This window comes from Myxococcus xanthus (assembly GCF_013116825.1).
GTDB lineage: Bacteria > Myxococcota > Myxococcia > Myxococcales > Myxococcaceae > Myxococcus > Myxococcus xanthus_B.
In genome coordinates this window covers 1-460 of the sequence record NZ_JABFNS010000314.1, presented here as the reverse complement: position 1 = coordinate 460, position 460 = coordinate 1, and the positions used below count along the sequence as shown (strand labels likewise).

Sequence of the window (460 nt, the reverse complement as noted above, 5' to 3'; positions counted from 1 at the left end):
ATCGGTACCGGCGCCGGCCGGACGGTCAGGAAACGGCGGACGGGGGCGGCGGGGATGGCGCTGGCACAGGCGCAGTCACAGTCGCAGGTGCATGCACTGGCAGCGCCTGCTGCGCTGCCGCGCCCTCGCTGCCGCGCAGCTGGCGCACGAACGGGTAGAGCATGTGGCCTGCCGCCTTGAGCAATTCGTACTGCCCCTCGGACAGCCCGCGCTCCTCGAAGTCGAAATGGCACAGCGTGCCCCACAGCCCGCCCGCGTTGTCGCCGATCGGCACGCCGTGGTAGGCCAGCAGCACGCCGCGGTATCGATGGTTGCCGAGGAACTCCTCGTGCAGGGTGTTCTGCATCATCAGTTCGCCGTCGCGCAGCACGAACTGGCAGAAGCTGTCGGCCAGCTCGACCACCGCCAGCGCCTCGGGCCGCGCCTGGCCGAGCTTGTCGTGCAACTGGACGTTGTAGAG

The 460-nt window shown here is 69.3% G+C and carries 1 protein-coding gene; it reads right to left on the bottom strand.

Annotated elements, in window-relative coordinates; all coding sequences use genetic code 11:
• Positions 1-25: 25 nt before the first annotated feature.
• Positions 26-460, bottom strand: a 435-nt coding sequence (locus tag HNV26_RS37480) for a hypothetical protein (RefSeq protein ID WP_216613096.1), incomplete at its 5' end; no start/stop codon positions are given.